30 protein-coding genes are annotated in these 25371 nt (G+C 57.0%); 16 read left to right on the top strand and 14 right to left on the bottom strand.

Annotated features, from left to right (window positions below; translation table 11 throughout):
* Positions 1-2 precede the first annotated feature (2 nt).
* Entirely contained in the window at positions 3-1292 is a 1290-nt protein-coding gene (gene fucP, locus E5201_RS01035) for an L-fucose:H+ symporter permease (protein WP_140984140.1), read from the bottom strand.
* A gap of 177 nt (positions 1293-1469) precedes the next feature.
* Here fucP and E5201_RS01040 point away from each other — a divergent pair, with 177 nt between their 5' ends.
* Positions 1470-1838: an L-rhamnose mutarotase gene (locus tag E5201_RS01040; RefSeq protein ID WP_246050345.1), complete on the top strand. Its 369-nt coding sequence runs from the start codon at positions 1470-1472 to the stop codon at positions 1836-1838.
* 165 nt (positions 1839-2003) lie between these two features.
* Positions 2004-2942 carry a Gfo/Idh/MocA family protein gene (locus tag E5201_RS01045; RefSeq protein ID WP_140984141.1) on the top strand — a complete coding sequence of 313 codons (939 nt, stop codon included), beginning with the start codon at positions 2004-2006 and terminating at the stop codon, positions 2940-2942.
* Positions 2943-2945: 3 nt separating this feature from the next.
* On the opposite strand, the gene E5201_RS01050 is transcribed toward E5201_RS01045, so the two are convergent.
* The gene (locus E5201_RS01050; RefSeq protein ID WP_140984142.1) at positions 2946-3389 is read right to left on the bottom strand and encodes a MarR family winged helix-turn-helix transcriptional regulator; all 444 of its coding nucleotides are present in this window, start codon (positions 3387-3389) and stop codon (positions 2946-2948) included.
* A gap of 78 nt (positions 3390-3467) precedes the next feature.
* Between E5201_RS01050 and E5201_RS01055 the strand changes: the two genes are divergently transcribed.
* Positions 3468-3821, top strand: coding sequence for a DUF1428 domain-containing protein (locus E5201_RS01055; protein ID WP_140984143.1), 354 nt, complete (start codon positions 3468-3470; stop codon positions 3819-3821).
* 39 nt (positions 3822-3860) lie between these two features.
* Here E5201_RS01055 and E5201_RS01060 read toward each other — a convergent pair whose 3' ends face one another.
* From E5201_RS01060 to argH, 6 genes are all read right to left on the bottom strand, one after another.
* Positions 3861-4484 carry a glutathione S-transferase family protein gene (locus tag E5201_RS01060; protein WP_140984144.1) on the bottom strand — a complete coding sequence of 208 codons (624 nt, stop codon included), beginning with the start codon at positions 4482-4484 and terminating at the stop codon, positions 3861-3863.
* A gap of 63 nt (positions 4485-4547) precedes the next feature.
* Positions 4548-5030 carry a thermonuclease family protein gene (locus E5201_RS01065; RefSeq protein WP_140984145.1) on the bottom strand — a complete coding sequence of 161 codons (483 nt, stop codon included), beginning with the start codon at positions 5028-5030 and terminating at the stop codon, positions 4548-4550.
* 29 nt (positions 5031-5059) lie between these two features.
* A complete protein-coding gene (locus E5201_RS01070) occupies positions 5060-5560 on the bottom strand; it encodes a DUF4175 family protein (protein ID WP_140984146.1) in 501 nt (166 codons plus the stop codon).
* A gap of 29 nt (positions 5561-5589) precedes the next feature.
* Entirely contained in the window at positions 5590-6903 is a 1314-nt protein-coding gene (gene lysA / locus E5201_RS01075; protein ID WP_140984147.1) for a diaminopimelate decarboxylase, read from the bottom strand.
* Between the two features lie 9 nt (positions 6904-6912).
* Complete coding sequence (locus E5201_RS01080) at positions 6913-7197, bottom strand: hypothetical protein (RefSeq protein WP_140984148.1); 285 nt, start codon at positions 7195-7197, stop codon at positions 6913-6915.
* Entirely contained in the window at positions 7194-8609 is a 1416-nt protein-coding gene (argH, locus tag E5201_RS01085; RefSeq protein WP_140984149.1) for an argininosuccinate lyase, read from the bottom strand. Before argH ends, E5201_RS01080 begins: the two co-directional genes overlap by 4 nt.
* Between argH and E5201_RS01090 the strand changes: the two genes are divergently transcribed.
* Positions 8608-9291, top strand: a complete 684-nt coding sequence (locus E5201_RS01090; protein ID WP_140984150.1) for a TlpA family protein disulfide reductase — start codon at positions 8608-8610, stop codon at positions 9289-9291. The genes argH and E5201_RS01090 overlap by 2 nt on opposite strands.
* A gap of 21 nt (positions 9292-9312) precedes the next feature.
* Here E5201_RS01090 and E5201_RS01095 read toward each other — a convergent pair whose 3' ends face one another.
* The gene (locus E5201_RS01095; protein WP_140984151.1) at positions 9313-9804 is read right to left on the bottom strand and encodes a hypothetical protein; all 492 of its coding nucleotides are present in this window, start codon (positions 9802-9804) and stop codon (positions 9313-9315) included.
* Positions 9805-9918: 114 nt separating this feature from the next.
* On the opposite strand from E5201_RS01095, the gene hisS reads away from it, so the two are divergent.
* Positions 9919-11424, top strand: a complete 1506-nt coding sequence (gene hisS / locus E5201_RS01100; RefSeq protein WP_140984152.1) for a histidine--tRNA ligase — start codon at positions 9919-9921, stop codon at positions 11422-11424.
* A 274-nt stretch (positions 11425-11698) separates the two neighbouring features.
* On the opposite strand, the gene E5201_RS01105 is transcribed toward hisS, so the two are convergent.
* A complete protein-coding gene (locus E5201_RS01105; RefSeq protein ID WP_140984153.1) occupies positions 11699-12319 on the bottom strand; it encodes a TetR/AcrR family transcriptional regulator in 621 nt (206 codons plus the stop codon).
* A 235-nt stretch (positions 12320-12554) separates the two neighbouring features.
* Between E5201_RS01105 and E5201_RS01110 the strand changes: the two genes are divergently transcribed.
* Complete coding sequence (locus tag E5201_RS01110; RefSeq protein ID WP_140984154.1) at positions 12555-12788, top strand: hypothetical protein; 234 nt, start codon at positions 12555-12557, stop codon at positions 12786-12788.
* Here the strand turns inward: E5201_RS01110 and E5201_RS01115 are convergent.
* Complete coding sequence (locus E5201_RS01115; protein WP_140984155.1) at positions 12785-13498, bottom strand: DUF6445 family protein; 714 nt, start codon at positions 13496-13498, stop codon at positions 12785-12787. The genes E5201_RS01110 and E5201_RS01115 overlap by 4 nt on opposite strands.
* 47 nt (positions 13499-13545) lie before the next feature.
* Positions 13546-16224 (bottom strand): aconitate hydratase AcnA, encoded by a 2679-nt coding sequence (gene acnA / locus E5201_RS01120; protein WP_140984156.1) that lies wholly within the window; start codon positions 16222-16224, stop codon positions 13546-13548.
* Between the two features lie 198 nt (positions 16225-16422).
* Between acnA and ccmA the strand changes: the two genes are divergently transcribed.
* From ccmA to E5201_RS01145, 5 genes are all read left to right on the top strand, one after another.
* On the top strand, positions 16423-17064 hold the full coding sequence (gene ccmA, locus E5201_RS01125) for a heme ABC exporter ATP-binding protein CcmA (protein WP_140984157.1): 642 nt from the start codon (positions 16423-16425) through the stop codon (positions 17062-17064).
* On the top strand, positions 17057-17725 hold the full coding sequence (ccmB, locus tag E5201_RS01130; protein WP_140984158.1) for a heme exporter protein CcmB: 669 nt from the start codon (positions 17057-17059) through the stop codon (positions 17723-17725). Before ccmA ends, ccmB begins: the two co-directional genes overlap by 8 nt.
* Positions 17726-17799: 74 nt before the next feature.
* The gene (locus E5201_RS01135; protein ID WP_140984159.1) at positions 17800-18531 is read left to right on the top strand and encodes a heme ABC transporter permease; all 732 of its coding nucleotides are present in this window, start codon (positions 17800-17802) and stop codon (positions 18529-18531) included.
* Entirely contained in the window at positions 18531-18689 is a 159-nt protein-coding gene (gene ccmD / locus E5201_RS01140) for a heme exporter protein CcmD (protein ID WP_246050346.1), read from the top strand. The genes E5201_RS01135 and ccmD overlap by 1 nt, the downstream gene beginning before the upstream one ends.
* Positions 18686-19225 (top strand): DsbE family thiol:disulfide interchange protein, encoded by a 540-nt coding sequence (locus tag E5201_RS01145; protein ID WP_140984160.1) that lies wholly within the window; start codon positions 18686-18688, stop codon positions 19223-19225. The genes ccmD and E5201_RS01145 overlap by 4 nt, the downstream gene beginning before the upstream one ends.
* A gap of 33 nt (positions 19226-19258) precedes the next feature.
* Here the strand turns inward: E5201_RS01145 and E5201_RS01150 are convergent, their stop codons facing one another.
* The gene (locus E5201_RS01150; protein ID WP_140984161.1) at positions 19259-19546 is read right to left on the bottom strand and encodes a DUF1330 domain-containing protein; all 288 of its coding nucleotides are present in this window, start codon (positions 19544-19546) and stop codon (positions 19259-19261) included.
* Between the two features lie 99 nt (positions 19547-19645).
* Between E5201_RS01150 and dapF the strand changes: the two genes are divergently transcribed.
* The 5 genes from dapF (at position 19646) to E5201_RS01175 (ending at position 24134) form a co-directional block, all read left to right on the top strand.
* Positions 19646-20485, top strand: a complete 840-nt coding sequence (gene dapF, locus E5201_RS01155; RefSeq protein WP_140984162.1) for a diaminopimelate epimerase — start codon at positions 19646-19648, stop codon at positions 20483-20485.
* Positions 20478-21797, top strand: coding sequence for a tRNA (N(6)-L-threonylcarbamoyladenosine(37)-C(2))-methylthiotransferase MtaB (gene mtaB / locus E5201_RS01160; RefSeq protein ID WP_140984163.1), 1320 nt, complete (start codon positions 20478-20480; stop codon positions 21795-21797). Before dapF ends, mtaB begins: the two co-directional genes overlap by 8 nt.
* 12 nt (positions 21798-21809) lie before the next feature.
* Complete coding sequence (gene ftsY / locus E5201_RS01165) at positions 21810-22754, top strand: signal recognition particle-docking protein FtsY (RefSeq protein WP_140984164.1); 945 nt, start codon at positions 21810-21812, stop codon at positions 22752-22754.
* A complete protein-coding gene (locus E5201_RS01170) occupies positions 22754-23380 on the top strand; it encodes an inner membrane-spanning protein YciB (RefSeq protein WP_140984165.1) in 627 nt (208 codons plus the stop codon). Before ftsY ends, E5201_RS01170 begins: the two co-directional genes overlap by 1 nt.
* Before the next feature lie 148 nt (positions 23381-23528).
* Entirely contained in the window at positions 23529-24134 is a 606-nt protein-coding gene (locus E5201_RS01175) for a MarR family winged helix-turn-helix transcriptional regulator (protein WP_140984166.1), read from the top strand.
* 3 nt (positions 24135-24137) lie between these two features.
* Here E5201_RS01175 and E5201_RS01180 read toward each other — a convergent pair whose 3' ends face one another.
* Positions 24138-25304 carry a nucleotide sugar dehydrogenase gene (locus E5201_RS01180; RefSeq protein ID WP_140984167.1) on the bottom strand — a complete coding sequence of 389 codons (1167 nt, stop codon included), beginning with the start codon at positions 25302-25304 and terminating at the stop codon, positions 24138-24140.
* Positions 25305-25371: the final 67 nt, after the last annotated feature.

Genomic DNA, 25371 nt, shown 5'->3' on the forward strand with positions numbered 1-25371 from the left:
GGTTACACTTCCTTTTTACGATTTACAGACGCCGTGAAGGCATAGAGTGTGATCACCGCAAAGCAGGCCGTGGTGACCAGAAAGGCCTGCCGGATATGGCTGATATCAGAGATAAAGCCCATGACCATAGGCAGGGCTGCCCCACCGACAATCGCCATCACAAGGAACGACGAGCCGGTCTTGGTCAGGTTGCCCAAACCCTGCAATGAGGTGGCGAAGATGGTCGGGAACATCACCGACATGAAGAAGCTGGCTGCGGTTAAGGCCCACAGGCCGGTTTCTCCACCGGCGATAACGCCCGTCAGGGTGAGGACAATATTGGCAAGCGCAAAGCCGCCTAAGATCAAACGCGGTGACAGACGGCTCATAAGCGCCGTACCGGCAAAGCGACCCACGGCAAAGGCAATCAGCGCATAGTAAAGGAAGCTGGCCGCTGCCTTTTCACTCAGGCCCAATTCAGCCTGCGCATAGCGAATGGTAAAGCTCCAGATACCTACCTGCGCCCCGACATAGAAAAACTGCGCCACCACACCAAACATGAAACGCGGGCGCGAGAACAGGCGTTTTATTGACTCAAAAGCCCCAATGTCTTCGCCCGTATCTTCGTGGCTGTTGCGGGTCGCTGCCGCCGGGAATTTCGACAACAATACCAGCACGGCCCACATCAGCACCACGGCACCGATCAGCAGATATGGCCCCTGCACCGCCTTGACCTCTGAAACATAAAAGGCCTGACGTGCGGCTTCATCCAGCGCCCCCAGACTGGCTTCATCATGCTCGATGCCAGACAGGATAAAGTGCTGGCCAATGAAAATACCGCTTATGGCCCCCAGCGGATTAAAGCTCTGGGCCAGATTGAGCCGGAAAGCCGCCTTTTCAGGTGATCCCAGCACAGTGATCAACGGATTGGCCGAGGTCTCAAGGAAAGCCAGACCCGATGCAATGACAAACAACGCCCCAAGGAAGAAACTATATTGGTGCGTTTCTGCCGCCGGCCAAAACAGGAAGGCGCCGGCCGCATAGAGCACTAACCCCAGCACCACGGCGGCCTTGTAGCCGAAGCGCCGCATAACCAGCGCCGCAGGCAGGGCCAGAAAGAAATAGCCGAGATAAAAGGCTGATTGCACCAGAGACGATTGCAAATCGGTCAGAACAAACGCCTTTTTGAACTGCGGAATCAGCACGTCATTAAGGTTATTGGCGACCCCCCAGAAAAAGAACAGACTGGTGATCAATATAAGCGGCCACATAGCCGCTCTTACCGCGCCTTTCGGCCCGTTTTCGGTGGTCATTTCTTGTAACTCCCTGCGCGCTCTTCGTAAGAGGCCTGTTTTTTGTCCGGCTTATTCGTCGGTATTGTGATTAGTAAAACATCATTTATAAATTCATTCGTCAAATATGAAATTCATTTTCCCGCGCAATTTTTGCGGGAAATCATAAAAACAGTCGACAGACAGGGGAAAATTCCAATGACTCAGGCATCTGACGCGACAATGCGCTATTGTTTTGCGCTCGATCTGAAAAATGATCCGGCGCTGATTGCCCGCTACAAGGACTGGCACAGGGCCGGTGCCGTGCCTCAGGCAATAAACCGATCGATTCGCAACGCCGATATTCGCGAACTTGAAATCTGGCATACCGGTGATCGCCTGTTCATGATCATGACGGTCGGGCCGGATTTTTCCCCTGAAGCCAAGGCCTTGGCCGACCGGAACGACCCTGAGGTTCAGGCTTGGGAGCAACTGATGTGGGAATTTCAAAAGCCCCTGCCCTTCGCACAGGCCGGTGAAAAATGGGTTGGCATGCAACGAATCTATGCCCTTAATGAACAACCCTGATCGACGCAGGAATCCGTTTTACGTCACCAAAAGCCTGTGCTATTCACCGAACAATTGTCCGGGTTATTCTACTGCATCTTTTATTTATATGATAATTGCAGCTCCACCCGGATTGCGTTAGAAGCCGTAAGTGGCACAAAGAAAGTATTTAGAGGGAACTGACATATGGCTGAGGCAACACCGCTGAAAATCGGCTTAATTGGTTTGGGTAAGATTGCCGTTGATCAGCACATACCCTCCATTAAGGGTAATCCGGCGCTGGAACTGGTGGCAGGCTGCTCACCTCATGCGCGCCCCGAAGGCGTAAAAGCCTATCCGACCTTTGAGGCCATGATCGAGGCGCATCCCGAAATCGAAGCCATTGCCATCTGCACGCCGCCGCAGATCCGTCATAAGATCGCCGCTCAGGTCATTGCCACCGGTCGCCACGTTTTCCTCGAAAAGCCACCCGCCGCCACCCTTGGTGAAGCCGAGGCCATCCGCGATCTGGCCACCTCAAAAGGACTTACGGTTCTGGCCAGCTGGCATTCGCGTTTTGCGCCTGCGGTTGAGGCGACCCGTGAATGGATCGCCGCGCGCAAGCTGAAAAGCGTGCACATCGTCTGGAAAGAAAACGTCCGTCAGTGGCACCCCGGCCAGAAGTGGATTTTCGAAGCCGGCGGCATGGGCGTGTTTGATCCGGGCATCAACTCCCTGTCGATCCTGACGCGCATCCTGCCGCAAAAGGTCATCGTCAAGGCCGCCGACCTACACATCCCCGTCAATTGTCAAGCCCCTATTCAGGCCGAACTGACCATGACGGATGAAACCGGTCTTGATATCCGCGCCGATTACGACTTCCTGCAAACCGGCATCCAGACCTGGTCGATCTTTATTGAATCCGAAGCCGGTGAAAAACTAACCCTGTCTATGGGCGGCACCGAGCTTGAGGTCGACGACAAGGTGCTCATAAAGGAAAAAGAAGCTGAATATTCCGGTCTTTATGCCCATTTTGAGCGTCTGATCCGTGCCGGCAAATCTGATGCCGATTTCGCCCCGCTGCGTATCGTCGCCGACGCCATGCTGGTGGGCCACCACATCGACGCCCCAGAATATATCGAATAGGCCTTAAAGACTGGCGATGTCCGTCAAGGCCAGACGCAAGGCGTCAGCATTGATGGATAATCGCGCCTCAATCGCCACATGCGTGCTGCGCCATACCGGCACGGCTTCCGCCAGCTTCTTTTCGCCGTCTTCGGTCAACCGGAGGCGGCGATTGCGTTTATCCGTCGCATCTGTTTCAACCCGCACCCAGCCCGCGCGCTCCAGCGGCTTAAGCGCCGCCGTTAGCGTCGTGCGATCCATACCCAGAAGCTGCGCGACCGGTTTCAGCGTCGGCGGCTCAGGCCGGTTAAGCGACATCAGCAATGAGAACTGGCCATTGGTTAAGCCAAACGGCCGCAGTACGTCGTCAAAATGGCGCGACAGCACACGCGCCGCCCGCTGCGTATAAAGACACAGGCAGCAATCACGCACCTCAAGCGTCGTTGAAAATGGAACAGGCTTTGACATTTTATAATTATGTTGATATCAACATATAATGTCAATATCCTGACACCACGCCAAAAGAGCCAAAAGGGAGTTAAACCAATGAAATATGTTGATGGATTTGTAACCGCCGTCCCCGCCGACAAGAAAGAGCTCTACATCAAACATGCCCGCGATGCCTGGCCTATGTTCAAAGAATTTGGCATCAGCCGCATAGTTGAATGCTGGGGCGATGATGTCCCTGAAGGTGAGGTCACCGATTTCCGCCGCGCCGTTCAGGCCAAGGACAATGAGGTTGTGGTCTTCAGCTGGTTTGAATATCCGTCCAAAGAGGTACGCGACTCAGCCAATGAAAAAATGATGTCCGACCCCCGCATGGCCAACATGATGGAAACCGTGCCGTTCGACGGACGCCGGATGATCTATGGCGGTTTTGTCCCCATTCTCGATCTGTAAAAACTTCACCCGCCCTGATGAGCGGGTGAAAACCAGCCCCTAAAGCGCCGCCATGGCTTCGGCTTCAAAAGCCTCGACCGCCGAATGGAACGGTCGGTCGCTGCATCGCGCCAGCCAGTTCCTTATAGCGGGATCATCCGGTGTTATATCTGTGAACCATTGAAAGGGTGACGCCATCAAAAGGTCTGCCGCCGTATACCGGTCATCAACCAGCCATGACGTCCCGCTCAAGGCCGCCTTAAGCCGCGCCGCCAGCTCAGGCATACCCCTGAACGTCGCCTGAAGTGCGGGATGTTCCGCGCCTATGTAGTGGTGAACCAGAACGGGCTCAACAATGCCGGCATAATAGGTAAGCCAGGACACATAACGCCCGCGTTGCGCGTGCCCCACAGGCACCCCCAGATCGCCTTCAGGGCCACTTTCGGGGAAAAGGTCCGTCAGATAGAGGATAATGGCCGCCGACTCCCATATCTCGACTCCATTATGCACCAGACAGGGCACCTTGCCTTCGGGATGCAGATTGCTAGCATCCTGCCCGCCCGAACCGTCCTGACGCAGGATGCTGACAAGGCGGATATCGATCTTGTCGCGGATATTCATCGCCTCAATGAGGCCAATGATGCGCGTCGAGCGGGAATTGGGGGAATGATAGAGCGTAAGCATGTCCGGCCTTTTGATAAATATGGATGACCGAACCTCTATAAAAACGCGTACTGCCAATTTATGTCAGTATGATTGGCGTCTGTATTCGGAAGGGGGGATAAAGTCATGCGCCCACGCCCCGCGTTCCTCGTGTCGGGCCTCGCGCTCGCTGCGTCCGTAGCGATTAGCGCTATCATAATAGCGCACCGCCAAACCCGCCGCAATCAGCGCCTCTCCCAGATCACCCGCCTCTGTACGGCAATAGGCCAGTACCCGCTGATAGCGATCGCGCCCCTTATCTTCACAGGTCACTGTTTTGCCGTGCGTCAGTGTCTTAAGCGCCAGCGTCGCATCACCACCGCAACGAAAGACACCGCACATCTGGCGATATTCAAAGGCATCAATGCCCTTAAGCCGGACTTCCTTACCGGCAACGCGCAGACTGTCGCCATCAATAATATCGGCAGGGCCCGAAAATTCAGACACCACCGGCCCCTTATCCGGCCCGAACAGACCCGAACGGTAATCGAGCCAGAAGGTCCCCAGCAGAATCCCTATGGCCAGCAAGGCCCAGAAAACAGATTTACGTCTGACTCTCAGAATCTCAACTCCGGCGGGGCCTTATCAATAATCATAAAGCCTGAAAGGGCTTGCGACACCGACACCGGCCCTTGCGTCCATAATCCGAAGGCCGCAATCAGAAGCAGAACATATCTCAGGGCCATAGGATCACCTGCCGCAAGGCCTGCCTTAGCCTTGCCTGTCCTGAGGCGCGGCTGTTGTGTCTCATGGCGCATGGCCAGCAAACGCTCAGGCCTCAGGCGGTTATCCAGCGCCAGTCGCTGATTGGTCTCAGTGAAGCTCGGTCGTCTGAAGCGGCGCAAAAAGCGCACACTGACCACCAGCGCCATCAAAAGCCCCGCCACCATAACCGTCGCGTGACCTTCAAACGCCAGATGCGACCACAGCCCCCACTGCCCCGCCACAAGGATACTCACCCCCCACAGCACAAATGGCGTGAGCGCGGGCAATACCCGCTCCCACACCATGATCGTACCGGTCAGGGCAAAAGCCCGCTTCAGTCTGGATAGCCTCATTGTCCCCCCGTCAGTGATAGCCCGCCCTGTTAAGCCTTATCTGAATGCGGCTTGAGCCATTCCGGCAGAACCTCGCGGTTCATCATCTCCTCATAGCTTGGCCGTGGACGGATCACCGCCCATTTGTCTTCGCGCACCAGAACTTCAGGGATCAGGGGCCGCGAATTATATTCGTTCGCCATCACCGCCCCATAGGCTCCCGCCGACATGAAGGCCACCAGATCACCCGCCCTGGCCACCGGCAAGGTGCGCCCGCGCGTAAAGGTATCACCCGTCTCGCAGATCGGCCCGACCACATCATAGGTCGCCTTGAGCGGGTCAGCGGGCGCGACTACCGGACGAATGTCGTGATAGGCGTCATAAAGCGCCGGACGCATCAGGTCGTTCATCGCCGCATCGACGACAAGGAACTTCTGACCCGAGCTTTCACGCTCATGGATATGAATGACCTTTGAGATCATAATACCGGCATTGGCCGAAATCAGACGCCCCGGCTCAAACGTATAGCGCAGCCCGAGATTGCCAACGGTCAGGGCGACCATTTCAGCAAAATCAGCCGGTGGTGGCGGTTCAGTCTGATTGAAATAGGGCACACCAAGCCCGCCGCCCAGATCAAGGCGCTCAACACTCAGGCCCGCCGCCCGCAGTTCCTGCACCCAGCCCTTCATGCGCGAAAAGGCTTCCTGCATAGGGACCAGATCGCTGATCTGGCTGCCGATATGACAGGCAATGCCCAAGGGCGCGAGGTTCGGATCAGACGCGGCCTGCGCATAGAGCGCAATGGCTTCTTCGGCAGACACGCCAAACTTGTCCTTGGCCCCGCCCGTGGTGATCTTGGCATGACCACCCGCGCCTACACCCGGATTAACACGAATAACCAGTGGGGCCACCAGCCCAAGCGACCCTGCCACATGGCTCAGGCGCTCCAGCTCGGGCTTTGACTCAACATTCAACTGATAGATGCCGGTCTTAAGGGCAAAGGCCATTTCCTCATCGGTCTTGCCGACGCCCGAAAAGACAATCTTGTCCGCCGGAATACCGGCCATCAGGGCCTTGCGGATTTCGCCTTCGGACACCGTATCGGCACCCGCGCCCTGCTCGGCCAGGGTTTGCAGCACCGCCAGATTGGAATTGGCCTTGGCGGCATAGGCGATGAGTGGCGCCTCCCCCTTGGGGCTTTTCAGCGCTTCCTGACCCCATAAGGCCTGCGAAAACACCTGAAAATGGCGCTCAAGCGTCGCGGAGGAATAGACATAAAACGGCGTGCCAATACGGTTAGCCAGTTCACTCAGCCTTACGCCTTCGGCATGCAGTTCGCCGTCTTTATATTCAAAATGGTTCATCTAATGCACTTATTGTCTTTGGGCGTTACCCGTGCCCTCAATGGGGGCATCGGAAACCTTCAGGTTCTGCTGGTAAGGGTCGGCCATTTCATTGCGCTGATCGCCACGCGGCAAAGCGCGTTCAGTCGCCTTGCCTTCGGCCTGTGCCTTTTTCTTGGCTGCGACTTCGGCTCGTGCGCGCTCGCCCCACAGAGGCGGTGCGGTTTCGAGATCGCCCTGCTTGCCACAGGCGGAAAGCGTCAGACCAAGGCCCATAGCCCCTAACAAAACAACGGTGGTAAACTTCACGCTCATGCCAGTGTTTCCTTCCAGCGCTTGATTTGCAGACGTACCTGATCCGGCGCTGTACCGCCATAGGACTGGCGGCTGGCGCAGGAGGCTTCCGCCGTCAGCACACTATATACGTCTTCGGTGATGCCCGCTTCCAGATTCTGCAAATCATTGAGACTAAGTTGCGACAGTTCAAGCCCCTTGGATTCCGCCAGCTTGACCGCTGCGCCCGTGACATGGTGGGCATCACGGAACGGCATATTGAGATTACGCACCAGCCAGTCAGCCAGATCCGTCGCGGTTGAAAAACCCGAAGAGGCCGCCGCCTGCATCCGTTCACGATTGGCCGTCAGGTCACCGACCATGCCGGTCATGGCTGCCAAAGCCAGATCAAGCGCCTCAAAGGCCTCAAACACCGGCGGCTTGTCTTCCTGCATATCCTTGGAATAGGCCAGCGGCAGACCTTTCATGACGGTGGTCAGGGCAATAAACGCGCCGTTGATACGACCGGTCTTGGCGCGCACCAGTTCGGCGGCGTCAGGGTTCTTCTTTTGTGGCATGATCGACGAACCGGTCGAAAAGGCATCCGATAAACGAATGAAACCAAATTGCGGCGTCGTCCAGATGACGATTTCTTCGGCCAGACGCGACAGGTGCCCCGCCGTCAGGCTGGCATGCGCAAGAGATTCCAGCGCGAAATCACGATCGGATACCCCATCGAGGCTGTTGGCGGTCGGGCGGTCAAACCCAAGCGCCGCCGCTGTGGCATGGCGGTCAATCGGGAAAGGCGAACCGGCCAGAGCCGCCGAACCCAGCGGGTTTTCATTCATCCGCACCCGCGCATCGCGAAAACGCGACGCATCACGTCCGAACATCTCTACATAGGCCAGCAGATGATGACCAAAGGTCACGGGCTGCGCCGGTTGCAAATGCGTAAAGCCCGGCATCAGAGCATCGGCATAGTCCTCGGCGCGTGCAAGCAGAGCAAGTTGCAGCTTCTCAAGCTGGGCCACCGTATAATCGACGCGATCACGCACCCACAGGCGGAAATCGGTCGCCACCTGATCGTTACGTGAACGCGCCGTATGCAAGCGTCCCGCCGTCGCCCCGATCAACTCACGCAGACGCGCCTCAACATTCATATGGATGTCTTCAAACTCGGCGCGAAACGGGAAGGTGCCGTTTTCGATCTCTTCGGCAATGGCCGCCAGACCACCATCTATGGTCTGGGCGTCCTCTGTAGATATAATGCCCTGTTTGGCCAGCATGGCCGCGTGGGCGCGTGAACCGGCGATATCCTGTCGCCACAGACGCTTGTCGACCTCAATGGAGACATTGATCGCTTGCATAATCTCGGCGGGTTGGGCAGAAAAACGTCCACCCCACATTTTCTGGCCTGCAGTTTCAGGCTTTTGGGCAGAGGATTGATCGGTCATGGGCGAACCTTCGGACGAAAACAAGGACAAAGCGACACCGGAAACAGTACCGGCAGCGCCTGAAACAAAGTCACGCTTCAACCCGTGGATTTTCGGCGTGCTTCTGCTGATTATAGCTGCCTCAGTAGCGGGGGGCTGGCTACTGCGTCAAGCCAACTCTGACAAGTCTGCAATTGCGGCTTCCGAAGACGGTACCGCTCAGGGTCCGCTCAAAGCCTATGCCACCGGCACCCTAAGCGGTCTGATCACCCATGCGACACCCAAACCGCTTGAGGATATCAGCTTTCTGGATGGTGAAGGCAACCCGCTCAAAGTCAGCGATTTCAAGGGTCGCGTTGTGGTTCTGAACCTCTGGGCGACCTGGTGCACGCCCTGTCGCGTCGAGTTACCGACCCTTGCCGCCCTGCAAAAAGCCTATGATCCGGACGTGGTCTATGTTTTGCCCCTGAGCATCGATAAGGCCGCAGATATTGAGAAGGCCCGCGAAGAACTGGCCATGAGCCCTCCCCTACCCCTGTATATTGACTCAGAGGTGCAGGGTCTGTCGAAATGGAGCGTCGCCGGTATGCCGACCACGCTGATACTCAATGCCGAAGGGCTTGAGGTCGCGCGCTTCGAGGGGGAAGCCGACTGGAACGCCCCTGAGGTCAAGGCCCTGATTGACGCGATTAAGGCACCCTGAACACAGGGTGCCTGACAGACCCTATTCGCTCTGACCGAACTCAATCACGCAATCCAGACCGGAATCGACCGTCGCGGGCGTACGGATGACATCGACATTGTCTTCCAGCAGAAAGGCCATGTCCTCAAGCGCGTCTTTCAGGTCCTGTTCCGTGGTCGCCACGCGAATGCCTTCAAAACGAATGGGCAAATCAAGCGCTACGCCCATCAGAACACATTTCAGGTCATTATCCGTCCCGCGTGCCTTCAGGTCATAATGCGCCTTGAGATTAAGCTCGGTCAGTTCGGCGATCTCGCGGCCATAGGCTTCAAACGCCGGATCGGTCAGAAGCGACAGCCTAGGCGTTGCCGCAAAGCCTTCGGTGGTCGCCTTCAGCGTCTGCGCCTTGGCGATCAGTTCCGCATAAAAGGGTTCCTGTGACACCGGATTAACCGGTGCCGCCTGCGCCATAGCCCCCGATGTAAAAATGGGCGCAAACATCAGACAGGCGGCAAATATAGTTACACGTACCAAGGCAGGTCATCTCCGGTTCAGGCCCCTTGTCCCCGGTTATGCAAGTTTTCCGCCAACAAAGGGTTAAGAGCCTAAAGTCTTGTCAGCTTCGGTACTTTGGTCTAATCGCAACATATGACAGAAAACACCGACACCTCCGCCGATAATGCAGGCGAATTCCGCCCTGAAGCCCGTTCACCTCGTGGGTTTGCCGACAAACGCGCGCACGAAATCGCCATTGAGCGGCGGCTGATTGCCAATGTGTCTAAGGTCTATGAAGACTTTGGCTTTGAAGCCCTGCAAACACCGGCTTTTGAATATGCCGACGCGCTGGGCAAGTTCCTGCCTGATGCCGATCGTCCGAATGTCGGCGTCTTCGCCCAGCAGGACGATGACGAACAGTGGATGGCCCTGCGCTACGATCACACCGCCCCTCTGGCCCGCTTTGCTTCCCAGAACTGGGACGGCCTGCCCAAGCCCTTCCGCCGCTATGCATTCGGCCCCGTCTGGCGCAACGAAAAACCCGGCCCCGGTCGTCTGCGTGAATTCATGCAGTGTGATGCTGACACGGTGGGCACCGACCGCCCCGAAGCCGATGCCGAAATCATTGCGCTGGCCGTAGCTGGCTTTAAGGCCAATGATCTGCCGACCGTCCTTAAGATCAATAACCGCAAGCTTCTGAACGGCCTTCTGTCGTCACTCGGCGTCAGCACACCGGCCCAACAGCTTGGGGTCTTGCGCGCCATCGACAAGCTCGACCGTCTGGGGCTTGAGGGCGTGCAGCTTCTGCTCGGCGCAGGCCGTAAGGACGAATCGGGCGACTTCACCAAGGGTGCAGGCCTGAATGACGCCGCCGCTGCCGCCGTCCTGAGCTTCGTCGCCGCCGGTCGCACCTCTGAGGGCACGCAGGCCGACCGCACAACCGTGCTGAATAATCTGGCGGCCGTGCTCGATAACTCCCCCGAAGGTCAGGCCGGTCTCGAAGACCTGTCGCGTATCTCTACCGCCCTGAACGGTCTGGGGGTCGATGAGTCTCAGGCGATTTTCGATCCCTCCATCGTGCGTGGTCTGGAATACTATACCGGCCCCGTGTTCGAGGCTGAACTGTTGCTGGAAACCCGTGATGAAAAGGGCCGTCCAGTAGCCTTTGGTTCGGTTGGTGGCGGGGGCCGTTATGACGATCTCGTGGCCCGCTTTACCGGCCAACAGGTTCCGGCCACCGGCTTCTCGTTTGGCGTGTCCCGTCTGGCGGCGGCACTGGCACTGGCGGAAACCGGCGCCATTAAACCGGTACGCGGCCCTGTGGTCATCATCGCGTTTTCCGAATCCGACATGGGCGACTATTTCAAACTCGCTGCCGAAATCCGCGCCGCAGGTATCCCGGCCGAGGTTTATCTCGGTCGCTCAGGCATGAAGGCTCAGATGAAATATGCCGACCGCCGCTTCTCACCCGCCGCCGTCATGCTGGGGGGCGATGAACTGGCGAATGGCACGGTGACGATCAAGGATCTCGATCTGGGGCGAGAACTGGCCAGTCAGATCAGCGACAACAAGGAATGGCGCGAAGGCCGTCCGGGACAGGTAACCCTGCCACGCAGCGAAGCCATTGCACACCTGAGAAAAATCACGCAAACCGCCTGACATCGATGTCAAATAACGCCGGTGCCTGAGATGTTTTTGACACACCTGATAGTGACACCACACAATTTTGACATAAAGCAATAAAAGTCGTTGACACCACCATAAAAAAGCGGTTTTGTCGCCCTCAGGAGAACGGAACTTCCCCAGAGAGAGCGAAGTCAGTTCCGGCGTTTCGGGGAGGAAACGCCTTTTATAAGAAAAAGCCCGATGCAGACGTTTGTTCGCATCGGGCTTTTTTAATATTTCAACCTTTATTTGACGACTGCGTCAAAATTCAGGCCGGCGAAACAAATCCCTCACACGCGGCGCGCACCAGCCATTCAATCTGCTGCTTCATGGCTGCCGCGGGCACCGCAATCAGACGCTCCTCAAGGCCGATTACCACCACGCCATGCACGGCAGCAAACAGAGTACGCGCCGTCAGTGTGCGGGCCACCTCATCCGCCTCAGGCCGCAAACGCGCCAGCGGGGCGTTCATGTGCCGGAACAGACCAAGCTGCGCCTGACGGTTCCATTCAGGCAGGTCAGGGTTTTTAAGGCGCATCTCAAACAGCGCCCGCCAGAGCCTGAGGTTGTTACGTGAAAAATCATAATAGGCATGGGCGATAGCCACCAGTTGCGTAATCGCCGCCCGAGGCGTATCCGCCACTACACTGGCCGCCCCGGCCTCCAGAGCGGCATCCAGACGCTCCATGGTACGCTGCGCCACCTTGAGCAGCAGCATGTCCATGTCCGCGACGATATTATAAAGCCCGCCCAGAGCCACGCCAATGTCAGAGGCGAGATCGCGCGCCTTAAGGCTTGCGACGCCCTCCGCGATGATCCGCGCCTCTGCGGCATCAATCAGGGCCTCAAGCTGCGCCTGCCTGCGTTTCGCAATAGCCGATAGGGTCATGGTCAGGCCTCATAAAATAATTTGAACGTCGTTCATTTTTAATATTGAACAATGTTCATTTGTGTGTTACATCAGAATTGTGAACAGCGTTCATATCATGGTTCGCCTCCGTGATAAAGCACTTAGGTCACATCAAACCGGAGGGAGGCTCCGGTATCGGGGGCCGGTTGGCGGCGGGAAGAAACGCCTTTCGTCGCCAACCGGATTAAACGAAAGCACAGAAGGACTGAAAGCTATGAGCCGGTTCAAATTCACGTCGCGTACACTGATGATCATGGGCGGGGCCCTGATGACCGCGCCGCTTATCCTGCTTTATGTGATTGTAGGGGCACTGAACGACGGCATGTCGCTGGCCGATCCGGTCAGTGGCCATCTGGACCGATATGAGCTTCAGGCCGAGGCCGGTCTTGCGATTTTACTGATCGGCGCTGCCCTGCGCGGCCTCGGCATGATGGTGCCGCGCGATTAATCCTCAGCAGATATAAAACTGTTGACCGTCAGGCGGCCCTTTCGCGGATCATCACTTAAGGGCGCGCCCCCCAGTAAGGCCGCGTGAAAACAATTGTTGCGGTAAACAACCAGCCGATTAAACGCCGCATCCACCTTATCCAGCGGTTCATAATAGGGGGTCTTCAGGCCGGTATAGATTTCCGGCACGCCCTGTCGCACTTCTCGGCCCGCATGCTGGTCGAACAAGGCAACACGGTCTTCGGTAACCGTTTCGAAACCGGAGGCCTGATGACGAAAAAAGCCGGTGCCGCCAAAGGCTGGCTCACAGAAATAATGCACCACCGCCAGACGATAAGGGTCGGGCGAATCAAAGTGCGGGATACGCTGTATGGACTGCATATCTTCGGGCTTAAGCGTCGTCAGCCCCATGAAGCTGAAGAACCGGAGCGTCCCTTTAAGCGGCAGACCAAATCCCTGATGCATGAGCGGCCGCAAGGCTTCGGCCAGCGCCTGCCCATAGCGCACGGGGGCGGTCGCGTTCAATCCGGGATAGGCGGATTTTTCCGGCTGTGCAAACCGTGCAGACGCCGCGAAAGCGACCATGTCCTGCGGGTTTTCCAGCACATCATCAATGATCAGAAGCGGCTGCTGCTCACGCCCGATACGTCGCGCCGATATACGGGCAGCGGCATTAAAACGGGGCGTGAAGCTGATGGGTTCTGTGGTCATTTGACCCTGAAACCTACAGCCTCACGCCCCGTCGTCAAGTTAAGCCTTTAGCGCGCCAGATTACGCAGCACATAGGGCATGACACCGCCATTACGGAAATATTCAAGCTCCGTAGGCGTATCGATACGGCAACGTACCGGGAAGCGGGCCACCTTGCCGTCCGAAGCACGGAACAGCTCAACGATCAGTTCCTGACGCGGCTGAACGCTCTCAAGGCCGCGAATGGTGACAATTTCCTCACCCGTCAGACCCAACTTGTGCCAGCCATCGACCTTGAACTGCAACGGCAGAACACCCATGCCGACAAGGTTCGAGCGGTGAATACGCTCAAAGGATTCGGCAATCACCGCCCGCACACCCTGAAGCGTCGTGCCCTTGGCCGCCCAGTCGCGTGACGAACCGGTACCATATTCCTTACCGGCAAAGATCACCAGATTACGACCCTCGGACTTGTAACGCATGGCCGCGTCATAGATCGGCATGACGTCGCCCGACGGGAAGTGCTTGGTCACCCCGCCTTCGATTTCCGGCGTCATGCGGTTACGGATACGGATATTGGCAAAGGTGCCACGCATCATCACTTCATGGTGGCCACGACGCGAGCCGTAAGAGTTAAACTCGGACGGCTCTACACCATGCTCAGACAGCCATTTGCCCGCAGGCGAATTGGTCTTGATAGCACCGGCAGGCGAAATATGGTCGGTGGTGATCGAGTCACCAAAAATTCCCAGGACGCGGGCTTCAACAATGTCGGTCACGCGCTCAGGCGTCATGGTCATGCCCTCGAAATAGGGCGGGTTGGCCACATAGGTCGAGCTTGCGTCCCAGTCATAGGTCTGACCGCCGCTGACCTTGATGGCCTGCCATTGCTTGTCACCCTTAAAGACATCGGCGTAACGTGCCTTGAACTTGTCGTTGGTCACCGAAGTGCGCTGAATCTCGGCGATCTCGGCATTCGATGGCCAGATGTCCTTCAGATAGACCGGATTGCCTTCCTTGTCGGTGCCGAGAATATCCACCGACAGATTGACGTTCATCGAACCGGCAATGGCATAGGCGACCACCAGCGGCGGCGAGGCCAGATAGTTGGCACGCACGTCCGGATTGATACGACCTTCGAAGTTACGGTTGCCCGACAGGACAGACGCCGCCACCAGATCGCCTTCGTTGATCGCCGCCGATACAGCCTCCGGCAGCGGGCCGGAATTGCCAATACAGGTCGTGCAGCCATAGCCGGTCAGGTTAAACCCAAGCGCATTGAGGTCTTCGGTCAGACCCGCCGCATCAAGATAATCGGTAACCACCTGAGAACCCGGCGCCAGTGAGGTCTTGACCCATGGCTTCGACTTAAGACCCAGCGCACGCGCCTTACGCGCCACCAGACCGGCGGCAATCAAAACCGACGGGTTAGATGTATTGGTGCAGGAGGTAATGGCGGCAATCACCACATCACCGTGGCTGACGCTATAGTCTGTTCCAGCGACCGCTACGCGCTTGTCACCTTCACCGGCCTTGCCAAACTCACCGGCCAGAGAACCCGCAAAAGCTGACGACGCTTCGGTCAGAAGCACACGATCCTGCGGACGCTTGGGGCCTGCCAGAGACGACTCGACCGTCGACAGATCAAGCTCCAGCGTATCGGTAAAGACCGGATCATTTTCCGTATCAAGCCACAGGCCCTGCGCCTTGGCATAGGCTTCCACCAGCGCCACACGGGCGTTTTCACGGTTGGTGGCCTTAAGGTAGTCCACTGTCGCCTTAGAGACGGGGAAGAAGCCGCAGGTCGCGCCATATTCAGGGGCCATATTGGCAATGGTCGCCTGATCCTCAAGTGTCAGGTTCAGAAGCCCTTCACCGAAGAATTCAACGAACTTGCCGACCACGCCTTTTTTACGCAAGGCCTGCGTGATGGTCAGAACCAGATCGGTAGCGGTCGCCCCTTCAGGCAGCTTGCCCGTCAATTTGAAGCCGATCACTTCAGGGATCAGCATCGGGATCGGCTGACCGAGCATGGCGGCTTCAGCCTCGATACCCCCGACGCCCCAGCCGAGTACCGACAGACCGTTAATCATGGTGGTGTGCGAATCCGTACCGACAACCGTATCCGGATAGGCCACCGTCTTGCCACCGGCGACATTGGTCCACACGGTCTGCGCCAGATATTCAAGGTTCACCTGATGGCAGATGCCGGTGCCCGGAGGTACAACGCGGAAATTGTTAAACGCCGATGAGCCCCAGCGCAGGAACTTATAGCGTTCGATGTTGCGCTCATATTCACGGTCTACGTTCTTGCCGAACGCGTCTTTTGAGCCGAAATAGTCAATCATCACCGAGTGATCGATAACCAGATCAACCGGATTAAGCGGATTGATCTTGGCCGGATCAGCCCCCAGCTTGACCATGGCGTCGCGCATAGCCGCCAGATCAACCACCGCCGGCACACCGGTAAAATCCTGCATAAGCACCCGGGCGGGACGGAAAGCGATTTCGTGCTCAACCGCGCCTTTGTTGTTGACCCAATTGGCCAACGCCTGAATATCGGCCTTGGTGACTGAGACGCCGTCTTCGTTGCGCAGAAGATTTTCCAGAAGCACCTTCAAAGAGGCGGGCAATTGCGATATGCCGCTCAGGCCGTTGGCTTCGGCGGCCTTAAGATCATAAAAGGTGTATGTTTTGCGGCCGACCTTGAGGTCTGATTTCGACTGAAAGCTATCGACAGATGACATTATCATCTTCCTTCTGTTATGCGGTCCTCACCAAAACCCCCAGCGGGCCTTGTTGGCGTTCCGGTTCGCGCAACCCTTATGAACAACACAGGGTTCACATTGGTGCGCAGATACCCCGAACGTAAGGAACTGCGGCTGTTCTACCCTTGTTGTTATTAATAGTCTATGCGGGCCTTACACTTCGGATTAGCTTAAATCATGACCCTGAGCCTGAACGTCCAAGATATCGCCCTGAAAAAGGGTCACAAGCTGTTGGTTTCTAACGTAAACCTGACGGCAACCAGTGGCGACGCTATCAGTCTTACGGGGGCAAACGGTGTCGGAAAAACCACGTTTCTGCGCTGTCTCGCCGGCTTCACCCCGCCTCATCGCGGTAGTATTCAGCTAGTTGAAAATGACTCGCAACTTGACGGCGTTAGTATAATTGAGAATTACTCTCATTATCTTGGCCATGCCGAAGCGTTAAACCCCGCCCGTCGCGTCGATCAGGAGCTTCAATTTCATTGCGATTACCTCGGTGGAACAGATTTAAGCCTGCGCGAAGCCATAGCGCGGCTGCGTCTCGGTGCGCTTCTGGATCTTGAAACCCGCATGCTCTCCGCTGGCCAGCGTAAGCGGGTTTCACTGGCGCGTCTTCTGATGGTGCCGCGCCCCATTTGGCTTCTGGATGAAGTCTTGTCACCCCTCGACATCGCCCACCGCGCCCTGATGGTCGACATCATGCAGGCGCACCTGTCCGGTGGCGGCATTATGGTCTGCGCCGTCCACGACCCCTTGCCGTTTGACACTCGCGCCCTGCACCTGACCCGCCCCTCACTTGAGGAGATAGGAAATGCTTAAGGCGTCTCTCGCCCTTCTGAAACGCGATATCGGCCTGTCATGGTCACGCGGTGGCGGCCCGATTCTGGCGGTCGGATTCTATCTGACCCTGATGGCCATGATCCCCTTAAGCCTCGGCCCGGAAACGCAAGTGTTAGCCCGCGTCGCCCCCGGTCTGACATGGTTGTCTCTGGCTCTGGCCTCGCTTTTGTCTCTGGAACGCCTGTTTGAGCGTGACTATGAAGATGGTCTGTTCGACATTCTGCGCGGCGGCAAGTTGCCGCTTGAGGCCATTGCCCTGATCAAATGTCTGGCGCAGTGGATCGGCACAGGCCTGATACTTGCCCTTCTGACGCCAATGGTCATGATCATTCTGGGCGCACCGGTTGAAGCCGCAGGCCTGAGTCTTGTGGCTGCCGTACTTGGCTCCTTAAGCTTTGCCCTGATTGGCGGCGTCGGCGCTTCCTTGAGCCTCGGCAGCCGTAAGGGCGGCGTACTGATTGCCCTTCTGGTCTTACCCTTCTATGTACCGCCGGTGATCTTTGGTGCCGGACTGATGCAGGCCTATCTCACCGGCGCACCGATCACTCAGGCGCTTGGTCTGCTGGGGGCCTATAGCCTGTTTGCCCTGGCCCTGTGCCCGATTGCCACCGGCGCGGCCTTGCGCAGCGCGCTTAACTGAATACAAGGTGCGGCACTTCGTAGCGCGCTCAACTAAATCTTGTCGATTCCCGCATAAGGATTTATGTCACCCCTATGATCAGTTGGCTGGCAAACCCTGAGCGCTTCTCGCGCATTTTCACGCCGATCCGCCCCTATGTTGGTGTGGCGGCGGCACTGATGTTTATGTGGGGCCTTTACCTGTGCTTTGCCTCTCCCGAAGACTATCAGCAAGGCGATACGGTGCGCATCATGTACATGCACGTGCCCGCCGCGTGGATGGCCATGGCCGTTTACCTGATCATGGGGATTGCCAGCTTTTTCGGCCTCATCTGGCGGCATTCGCTGGCCGATGTTGCCGCCAAGGCCGCAGCCCCGATTGGTGCGGCTTTTACCGCCCTGTCACTTCTGACCGGTTCACTTTGGGGGCGTCCGATGTGGGGCACATGGTGGGAATGGGACGGGCGCATGACTTCGGTGCTGGTGCTGTTTCTGTTTTATATCGGCTATATGGCGCTTCATGCCGCCATTGAGGACGAAACCCGCGCCGCCAAATCCACCGCCATTCTGGCCATGATCGGTCTGGTCAATCTGCCGGTCATCAAGTTTTCGGTCGACTGGTGGAATACCCTTCATCAGGGCGCATCCGTTGTCCGCGCCGATGGCCCCAGCATCGCGCCGGACATGTTATGGCCGCTTCTGGTCATGGCTCTGGCCTTCAAGCTTTTGTTCGTCTGGCTGTGGCTGCTGCGCATTGATACCGAACTCATGGCGCGCCGTTATCGCGCCCTGCGCGCCCGCCTGAGTTTCGCCGAGGAGGGTAACTGATGATTGATCTCGATATGGGCAAATATGTGTTTTACGTCTGGGGCTCTTACGGGGCCACAGCCGTGGCTCTCATCAGCCTGACCATTGCCTCTGTTATCGCCCACCGGACACAAAAACGCAAATTACAAGCCCTGCTCGACGAAAGCCGTCAGCCGTGAAGCGCGTCTGGCTGTTTCTTCCCATCATCATCCTTGTGACGCTTCTGGGCATATTGGGTTGGTATAATTTCACCAAACCCGCTGAATTTGCCCCCCGCGCTCAGGTCGGTAAAGCCCTGCCGGAACGCGTCCTCACCGATCTTCAGGACGGCTCAGGCCAGAGCCTGCGTGACATTGCCGCCCAGTATGATCAGCCGATACTGGTCAATATCTTCGCCTCATGGTGCACGCCCTGTCTGGCCGAACACCCCTATCTGGTCGATTTGCAGGAACGCGGCGTGGTGATTATCGGCATAAATTATAAGGACACCCCCGAAGCGGGCCTCGGCTATCTTAACCGCTATCAGAACCCCTATGCCCGCGTCCTCAGTGACGAAAACGGCGATATGGGGCTTGATCTCGGCATTTCAGGCGTGCCGGAAACCTTTATCGTGGCTAAGGACGGCACCGTGATCGATAAGATCACCGGCCCCGTCCTGCCCGAAACGCTTGAACCGCTTTACGAAGCGGTTAAGAGCGAAAAGCCTCTGAAATAATCAAAGACTTTGCAGGCCAGAAAACAGGCCTTTTTACACGCCCTCGACCACCACCATGTCAAACTCGGCGGCATTCAGACGATGCTCGCGGGCGGCCTGATATTCCGGCGAATTGTAATAGGCCAGAGCGTCCTCGTAGGAATCGAACTCAAGCACGGTCACGCGGGCATGGCCACGGCCTTCAAGCACCTGCGAACGACCGCCGCGGGCCACTGGGCGCATACCGTGCTTTTCCGCCGCAGGCTTGGTGCCTTCGACGTATTTGGCAAAGGATTCAGGGTCGGTCACACGCGATTGCGCGATGATGTAGCCTTTGGGCATGAGGAAGCTCCGTAACAAAAATAACGCGATGCCCTCCCCTTAACCGGAAATTTTACAAAAGCCTACATTTTACCCACGTTTGCGACTATATAGACGGCCATGACACGCCCCTTTCTAAAGATGAATGGCCTCGGAAATGATTTCGTTGTCGTTGATGCCCGCCAGACCGGCTTCAGCCCCACCCCTGATCAGGTGCGGGCATGGGGCAAACGCGACGGCGGCGTGGGCTTTGATCAGCTTATTTCCATCGAGTCCGCAGACGGCAATGACGCCTTTATGCGGGTGTGGAATTCCGACGGCTCAACGGTCGAGACCTGCGGCAATGCCCTGCGCTGTGTCACGTGGGTACTCGATAAGGACTCCCCCAATAGCGAACTGACCATCGACACGCTCGGCGGGGCCACCACCGCCCGCATGCTGGAAACTAGTGCCTCGGACGGCATCGCCAGCGTCGATATGGGCAAGCCGCGCCTTGAATGGTCGCATATCCCCCTGTCCGAAGAAATGAATACCGAACGGCTTGAACTTCAGGTCGGGCCGATTGATGCGCCGCTGTATCACACGCCGGTGGCCGTCAGCATGGGCAATCCGCATGTGGTGTTTTTCGTTGATGACATTACCACCGTCGATGTCGAACGCACCGGCAGCCTGATCGAGCATCACCCCCTGTTCCCCGAAGGCGTGAACGTCGAATTTGCCCAAATCATCGACCGCAACACCATCCGTATGCGCGTCTGGGAACGCGGTGCCGGTATCACCAAGGCCTGCGGCACCGGTGCCTGCGCTACCCTTGTGGCTGCTGCGCGTCGCGGTCTGACCGACCGCCATGCCCATGTCATTATGGACGGCGGCCCGCTACATATTCTGTGGCGTTCGGACGATCATGTCATCATGACGGGGCCTGTAGCCCTTGAGTTTGAAGGCACGCTCAATGGCTGACGGTACACCACATGTTCACGACGAAGCGGTCACCGCCGAACCGCCGGAAACGCCCGTCGGTCTGCAAACCGGCGTTGAAGTCGTCACCTTTGGTTGCCGCCTCAACAGCTACGAATCCGAACTGATCCGTAAAACGGCGGCGGGTGATGGGCTTGATGGTGCGATCATCTTCAACACCTGCGCCGTGACCAACGAGGCCGTGCGTCAGGCACGTCAGGCTATACGCCGGGCCCGCAAGGAAAACCCCGACGCCCGCCTGATCGTCACGGGCTGCGCCGCCCAGACCGATCCTGAAACCTTTGCCAATATGGGCGAGGTCGATTTCATCATTGGTAACGGCGATAAATCGACCAAGGGGGCCTATGCCCTGAACCCCGACAGCACTCGGGTTGTCGTCAATGATATTTTCTCCGTGCGTGAAACCGCTGGCCACCTGATTGATGGCCTGAAAGATCGCGCCCGTGCCTATGTTGAGGTGCAGAACGGCTGCGACCACCGCTGCACCTTCTGCATCATCCCTTACGGGCGCGGCAATTCACGCTCGGCAGCGTCCGGCGACATCGTCGGCCAGATTTCGCGTCTGGTGAATGAGGGCTATAACGAGATCGTTCTAACCGGCGTTGACCTGACCTCATGGGGACAGGATCTGCCCGGCACGCCACAGCTTGGTCATCTGGTGACGCGTATCCTTAAGCACGTGCCCGACCTGAAACGCCTCAGATTGTCATCCATTGATGCCGCCGAAATCGATGATGTGCTCCTGCGCGCCTTCGCCGAAGAAGAACGCCTCGCCCCCTATCTGCATCTTAGCCTGCAACATGGCGATGACCTGATCCTCAAGCGCATGAAGCGTCGCCACCTCAGGGCCGACGCTATCAATCTGGCGCGCACGGTGCGTGACCTGCGCCCCGACATTGCCTATGGTGCCGACATCATTGCCGGTTTTCCAACCGAGACCGAAGAACACTTTCAGAATACGCTCGATCTGGTCGATGAGTGCGGCCTCAGCTTTCTGCATGTGTTTCCGTTCAGCCCGCGCCCGCAAACACCCGCCGCGAAAATGCCCCAGCATCCGCGCCCACTGATCAAATCCCGTGCTGAACGTCTGAGGGCCAAGGGCGCCGAAGCCCTGACCCAGCACCTTGACCGGCAGGTCGGTCGCACCGTCGAAGCGATCATCGAAAAGGCCGGTTTTGCCCGCGGGCCTGATTTCACCGAAATCCTCTTTGAGGGTGAAGCCCCCATAGGCGGGCTTGCGCCATTACGGATTACAGGCCATGACGGTAAGCGCGCTCACGCTGTACGGGCCTGACGGAAGACAGAAATGACTGATAATAAAAAACAGGGCTGGTTTTCCCGCCTGACGCAGGGACTTTCCAAGACCTCAAACCAGATCAGCGACTCGGTCGTCAGCGTCTTTACCGCCAATAAGACCATTGATGCCGCCGCCCTCGAAGAGCTGGAGGACATGCTGGTCGAAAGCGATTTCGGCCCGCAGATTGCCGCCTCGATTGCCGCGAAACTGGCCGAGCGCAAATTCGCCTCAACCGATGATGTGTCGGTCAAAACGGCGCTGGCCGAGATCATCGCCGAAGAGCTCAAAGGCCGCGAAGACACCTTCGATCCCCTGTCCGGCCCCAAACCCTATATCGTCCTGTTTGTCGGTGTGAACGGCTCAGGCAAGACCACGACACTGGGTAAGATCGCGGCCCGTCTGACGGCGCAAAAGGCCAAGGTGATGATCGTTGCCGGCGACACCTTCCGCGCCGCCGCCGTCGAGCAGTTGAAAGTGTGGGCCGAACGCGCCGGAGCCGATTTCTTTGGTCGCAAGACCGGAGCCGATGCCGCAGGTCTCGCCTATGACGCCGTGGTTAAGGCAAAGGAAGAGAACTACGATGTCGTCCTGATCGATACCGCCGGACGCCTGCAAAACAAGCAGCAGCTGATGGACGAACTGCTAAAAATCGTCCGCGTCATCAAAAAAGTCGACCCCGACGCTCCCCACGAAACCCTTCTGGTACTCGATGCCACGGTGGGCCGCAACGCCCTCAGTCAGGAACAGATTTTCGGCCGTCAGGCCTTCGTATCGGGCCTTGTGATGACCAAGCTTGATGGCACGGCGCGCGGCGGCATTCTGGTGCCCATCGCCAAGGCCTCGGACGCCCCCATAAAGCTGATTGGGGTCGGTGAGGACATTGACGATCTGCAACCGTTCAAGGCACGTGAATTTGCCCGCTCTATGGTCGGGCTGGAACCTCTGGAGGACTGATGAGCAACGAGACCCTGCCGGCCACGGCTCCGAAACAGAACCGCCTTAAGGTTGCCATCGACTACGGCCCGATCATTGCCTTTGGGGCCACCTTTTTTCTGGTACCGGTTCTGGGCATTGCGCCGCGCTCGGAAGCCCTGATCTGGGCCTCAGGTGTGCTGGCGGTCACCTCGGTGATTGCCGTCATTTTAGGGCTGTTACTGGAAAAGCGTATCGCGTGGATGCCGCTTATTGCCGCCGTTTTGGGCATACCCTTCGCTATCCTGACGGTCGTTTTCAAAGACCCGGTCTTCGTTAAGCTCAAGATGACCATCGTCAATGTGCTGATCGGCGGCGGCTTGCTGATCGCGCTGGGCTTCGGAAAAAATCCGTTCAAATCTCTGCTCGGCAGTTCCCTGCAACTCAAAGACGCCGCTTGGCCGCGCCTGACCGTTTATTATGCCCTGTTCTATCTGCTGATGGGCGTGGCCAATGAATTTATCTGGCGCACCCAATCCGACGAGGTGTGGGTAAGCTGGAAAATGGGGTCACTGATCGGCGGCCCGATCCTGCTGACCATTGCGCTGATCCCCTTCCTGATGAAGAACATGATCCCGCCTGAAACAGAAACCCCTCAGGACAGTTAAATCAGTGTGCGGACGGTCATGTCGCAAAATTGATAACAATGGTGCCTATAAGGGAAGGTCAGGGTAGAAATTACTCTGGCCTTTTTATTTGCGCCGCGCTTTGCTGAGACTCACAACAAGCGCCTTATCGGAATTGCAGGGTGGGATTATGAAAAACCATAAGCAAAAACAGCATTTGCAAGGCTCTGAATTGCTCGAACACTCACCATCCCATCTGCTGCATCGGGTACTTCAGATTGCGCTCGATATCTATAATGAGGAAACCGGCGACAGCGGCCTGACCCAACGCCAGTATGCCCTGTTGCTGGCGGCAGATACCCCCGAAGGCCAGACCCAGACCGATCTGGTGCGCATTACCAGCATTGACCGCTCAACCCTTGCCGACATGGTCACCCGCCTGACGACCAAAGGCCTCCTCTCGCGCGAACGCTCAAGCACGGATGCCCGCGCCAATCTGGTCACCCTGTCCGACGAAGGCCGTCTGGCGCTTGAAGCCATAAGGCCAAAAGTTACCGCCGCCGACGAACGCATCTTAAGCCTCCTGTCGCCGCCCAAGCGCGAAAGCTTCCTGAAGCTGCTTCTTCGCATTACCACCGCCCGTGACGCAGGCCCGGACCCTCAACCCGCTACGGACAAAAAGAGCAAAAAAGACGGCAAGAAGAAAAAAGGCAAGAAGGGCAAAAAGCAAAAAGCCCCGCTTCCCTTCCCCGAAGAAGTGACCGAAGCGACACCAACGGATACGACCGAGGCCTAACCTTTAATCTGTGCCGAACAGGTCGCGGGTATAAACCTTATCCGCCACATCCTTCAGACTGTCGGATTGGCGGTTGGCGACAATAACGTCCGACAGGCGCTTGAACTCCTCAAAGTCACGGATCACCCGTGAATTGAAGAAGGTGTCTTCATTAAGCGTCGGTTCATAGATCACCGTCTCCACACCCTTGGCCTTGATGCGCTTCATGATGCCCTGAATAGATGACTGACGGAAATTATCCGAATTGGTCTTCATGGTCAGGCGATAGATGCCCACGGTCTTCGGCTTCCGCTTAAGAATGCTCTCTGCAACAAAATCCTTGCGCGTCGTGTTGGCATCGACAATGGCGCGGATAAGGTTCTGCGGCACCTCACGATAATTGGCGAGCAATTGCCGCGTATCTTTCGGCAGGCAATAGCCGCCATAACCAAAGGACGGGTTATTGTAGTGCGTGCCGATACGCGGATCGAGGCCTACCCCTTCAATGATCTCACGCGCATTCAGGCCATAGGACTCCGCATAGCTGTCCAGTTCGTTGAAATAGGCGACTCGCAGCGCCAGATAGGTATTGGCAAACAGCTTGATGGCCTCAGCTTCATCCGAGTTGGTCAGAAGCACCGGCACATCGTTTTTCAGCGCTCCCTGCTTCAGCAGATCGGCAAAGGTCTGCGCCCGTTCGGAATTTTCACCGACAATGATGCGCGACGGATAGAGATTGTCATAAAGCGCCTTACCTTCGCGCAGAAACTCCGGTGAGAAGATCAGATTATCAATTCCGAACCGCTCACGCACCTTACGCGTATAGCCTACCGGAATGGTCGATTTGATGATGATCACGGCCTGAGGATTAATAGCAATGACATCGGTGATCACCGCTTCAATTGAGCGTGTATCGAAATAATTGGTGTCCGGATCATAGTTGGTCGGCGTTGAAATAATGACATAATCCGCGCCCTCATAGGCCTCGCGCTTATCAAGCGTCGCCTTAAGCTTAAGCGGCTGGTCGCGCAGATAGGCTTCGATCTCAGGATCAGATATGGGCGAAATCCGGTTATTCAGCGCCTCAACCCGCTCAGGCACTATATCCAGCGCCACAACCTCATTATTCTGCGCCAGCAAGATAGCGTTTGAGAGGCCGACATACCCTATGCCTGATACTGCAATCTTCATAATATGTCCTTATAAAGCCTGTCATAAAGGCTAAGTGTCGGCACGCTTTAGGCCACGCCCATTCTCT

This window comes from Asticcacaulis tiandongensis (assembly GCF_006475605.1).
In the GTDB taxonomy this organism is placed as follows: Bacteria; Pseudomonadota; Alphaproteobacteria; order Caulobacterales; family Caulobacteraceae; genus Asticcacaulis; species Asticcacaulis tiandongensis.